The organism is Anoxybacillus sp. (assembly GCF_036834105.1).
Lineage (GTDB): Bacteria > Bacillota > Bacilli > Bacillales > Anoxybacillaceae > Anoxybacillus.
In genome coordinates, this window is sequence record NZ_DAITON010000190.1 from 1 (window position 1) to 3,101 (window position 3,101).

The window sequence follows — 3,101 nt, forward strand, 5'->3', positions numbered from 1 at the left end:
TAGGGTGGCAACGCGGGAATGCTCTCGTCCCTTTCTTTTGGGACGGGAGTTTTTTGTTTACTAAACAAAATAGAGGAGGAATGACGATGCTAGACTTAAAATTTTTGCGTGCCAATTTTGAAGAAGTAAAACAGAAGCTTCAACATCGTGGTGAGGATTTAGCTGATTTTGAACGATTTGAGCAGCTCGACCGCCGTCGTCGCGAGTTAATTGCGCAAGCGGAGGAACTGAAAAATAAGCGCAATGATGTATCACAACAAATTGCGATGTTAAAGCGTGAGAAAAAAGATGCGGATCATCTTATTGCCGAGATGCGCCAAGTTGGCGAACGAATTAAAGTGCTTGATGATGAATTGCGTGAAGTGGAACAACAGCTCGAGGCATTGCTTTTATCGATTCCGAACGTTCCGCATGAATCTGTTCCGATTGGCGAATCAGAAGACGACAATGTGGAAATTCGCAAGTGGGGTGAGCCGCGCTCCTTTTCTTTTGAACCAAAACCGCATTGGGAAATTGCGGATCAACTCGGCATTTTAGATTTTGAACGAGCGGCGAAGGTGACAGGGAGTCGATTTGTGTTTTATAAAGGTCTTGGGGCGCGTTTAGAACGTGCGTTAATTAACTTTATGTTAGATTTGCACGTTGAACAACATGGTTATGAAGAAGTTCTTCCCCCGTACATTGTCAACCGTGCAAGCATGACGGGAACAGGACAACTTCCGAAATTTGAAGAGGATGCGTTTCGTATTGAGAGCGAAGACTACTTTTTAATTCCGACAGCAGAAGTTCCTGTAACTAATTTGCATCGCGATGAAATTTTATCAGTAGACGACTTACCGATTAAGTATGTGGCGTATAGTGCATGCTTCCGTTCAGAAGCGGGATCAGCTGGAAGGGATACACGTGGATTAATTCGTCAGCATCAATTCAATAAAGTAGAGCTTGTAAAATTTGTAAAACCGGAAGATTCTTATGAAGAACTGGAACAGTTAACGCGCGATGCAGAGCGTGTTTTACAACTGTTAGGCTTGCCGTATCGTGTGATGAGTATGTGTACAGCTGACTTAGGTTTTACTGCTGCAAAAAAATATGATATTGAAGTATGGCTTCCAAGTTACAGTACGTATCGTGAAATTTCTTCTTGCAGTAATTTTGAAGCGTTCCAAGCTCGCCGTGCGAATATTCGTTTCCGTCGCGATCCAAAGGCGAAGCCAGAACATGTGCATACATTAAATGGATCTGGTTTAGCTATTGGTCGGACGGTCGCAGCGATTTTAGAGAATTACCAACAAGAAGACGGAACAGTTGTCATTCCAGAAGTTCTTCGTCCGTACATGGGAGGAAAAGACGTCATTTCATAAGGGGAGAACGTACTCCCCTTTTTTTATAAAAAGTGTTGACATGCTATAAGGTTTATGATAACTTAATACATGTCGATACGGAGGAGTACCCAAGTCTGGCTGAAGGGGTCGGTCTTGAAAACCGAGAGGCGTCGAAAGGCGCGCGGGGGTTCGAATCCCTCCTCCTCCGCCATCATTCAAATGTTCACGAACCACAGCGCATAAAATGGAGATTGTTTATCGAACAATTCGTTACATATCGTAACGAATTTTTGTTTTATACAACAAAAGAAAGGATGTCCCAAAACGGTCGGGACATCCTTATTTTTTCAACTTCCGGTACTGTTCGATCATGTATCCAATCTTTGCGACAATCGGTTCAATAGATTCGGCATCACGAATAATATCGTATTCGTTAATGTTAATTCGCAAAACAGGACATGCGTTAAAGCTGTTAATCCATCTCTCATATCTTTCATACATTTCTTTCCAATATTCAATTGGTGTTTGTTGTTCCATTGGGCGACCACGTTCACGAATACGTTTAATAATTTCTTCGAAGCTTCCTTCTAAATAAATCAGTAAATCAGGGTGAGGAAAATACGGTGTCATGACCATCGCCTCAAATAAACTTGTATATGTTTCATAATCGACTTTTGACATTGTTCCTTTTTCAAAATGCATCTTTGCAAAAATGCCAGTATCTTCGTAAATCGAACGATCTTGGACAAATCCTCCCCCGTACTCGAAAATACGCTTTTGCTCTTTAAACCGCTCAGCTAGAAAATAAATTTGGAGATGGAAACTCCAACGTTTAAAATCGGCATAAAACTTATCTAAATATGGATTTGTGTCCACCTTTTCAAATGAGGTGCGAAATTGAAGTGCATCAGCTAACGCCTTTGTCATTGTTGATTTTCCTACGCCAACTGTTCCAGCAATGGTAATTACAGCATCGCTTGGGATATGATATTTTTCTCGTAAATTCATTGTTCTAAGCTCCTTTTAAGAACAGATTGCAATTCATTTAAAATGTAAAATCGGTCTTGGTCACGATGGACGAAATCGAGTGCATCTCCGTTAAATCGCAATACAGGAACGTGTGGATGGGCTTGTTCAAATTGTTCCATCGCTTGTTCATAAGCATGAGATAGTTGTTGTAAATAGGCAGGATCAATGTTTTTTTCGAATTCACGACCACGCATGGCGATGCGCTCGAGTAACGTGTGTAACGAAGCATGTAAATAAATTACGACGTTTGGTTTTGACATATCGTTTGTTAAAATGTCGTAAATTTGCACATACTTTTCGTATTGTTTTCCCTTTAATGTTTGTTTTGCAAAGATTAAGTTTTTGAAAATATGGTAGTCAGCTACAACCGGTTTCCCATTGTTTAAAAACTTTTTCTCGACATCTTCGAGTTGTTTATAACGATTGCATAGAAAAAACATCTCCGTTTGGAAACTCCATTCTTCGATGTTTTTATAAAATTTACCTAAAAAAGGGTTCTCATCAACAATTTCTTTTAACAATTCATATTGGAAATAGGTCGAAATGATCTTTGCTAAAGATGTTTTTCCAACACCAATTGGACCTTCAACAGTAATAAAGGGCACGCGGAACATTGTGTAACCTCCTTCAGGTGAAACCGTCCGTGTAGACAGACAAAATTTATTTTAGCATAAAATGATCGGTCTGTATGTTGCTTTTTTATTTTGATATACTCTATGATGATAAAAAAGTACGGGAGTTTTAAAGATG

General features: G+C 39.8%; 3 protein-coding genes and 1 tRNA gene. 2 read left to right on the forward strand and 2 right to left on the reverse strand.

The genetic code is table 11. From position 1 onward, the window contains the following. Positions 1-86: 86 nt before the first annotated feature. Entirely contained in the window at positions 87-1,361 is a 1,275-nt protein-coding gene (serS, locus tag V7Z64_RS12595; RefSeq protein ID WP_297990694.1) for a serine--tRNA ligase, read from the forward strand. Between the two features lie 79 nt (positions 1,362-1,440). Further along, positions 1,441-1,533, forward strand: a tRNA-Ser gene (locus V7Z64_RS12600). 128 nt (positions 1,534-1,661) lie between these two features. On the opposite strand, the gene V7Z64_RS12605 is transcribed toward V7Z64_RS12600, so the two are convergent. Both V7Z64_RS12605 and V7Z64_RS12610 read right to left on the reverse strand, forming a co-directional pair. Then, positions 1,662-2,330: a deoxynucleoside kinase gene (locus V7Z64_RS12605; protein WP_091704525.1), complete on the reverse strand. Its 669-nt coding sequence runs from the start codon at positions 2,328-2,330 to the stop codon at positions 1,662-1,664. Next, the gene (locus V7Z64_RS12610) at positions 2,327-2,965 is read right to left on the reverse strand and encodes a deoxynucleoside kinase (protein ID WP_297990695.1); all 639 of its coding nucleotides are present in this window, start codon (positions 2,963-2,965) and stop codon (positions 2,327-2,329) included. The genes V7Z64_RS12605 and V7Z64_RS12610 overlap by 4 nt, the downstream gene beginning before the upstream one ends. Between the last annotated feature and the right edge of the window lie 136 nt (positions 2,966-3,101).

Bases quoted from the DNA above. Each gene is read 5' to 3' on its own strand.
- V7Z64_RS12605 (WP_091704525.1), bottom strand. From the start codon at position 2,330: ATGAATTTACGAGAAAAATATCATATCCCAAGCGATGCTGTAATTACC.
- V7Z64_RS12610 (WP_297990695.1), bottom strand. From the start codon at position 2,965: ATGTTCCGCGTGCCCTTTATTACTGTTGAAGGTCCAATTGGTGTTGGA.
- serS (WP_297990694.1), top strand. From the start codon at position 87: ATGCTAGACTTAAAATTTTTGCGTGCCAATTTTGAAGAAGTAAAACAG.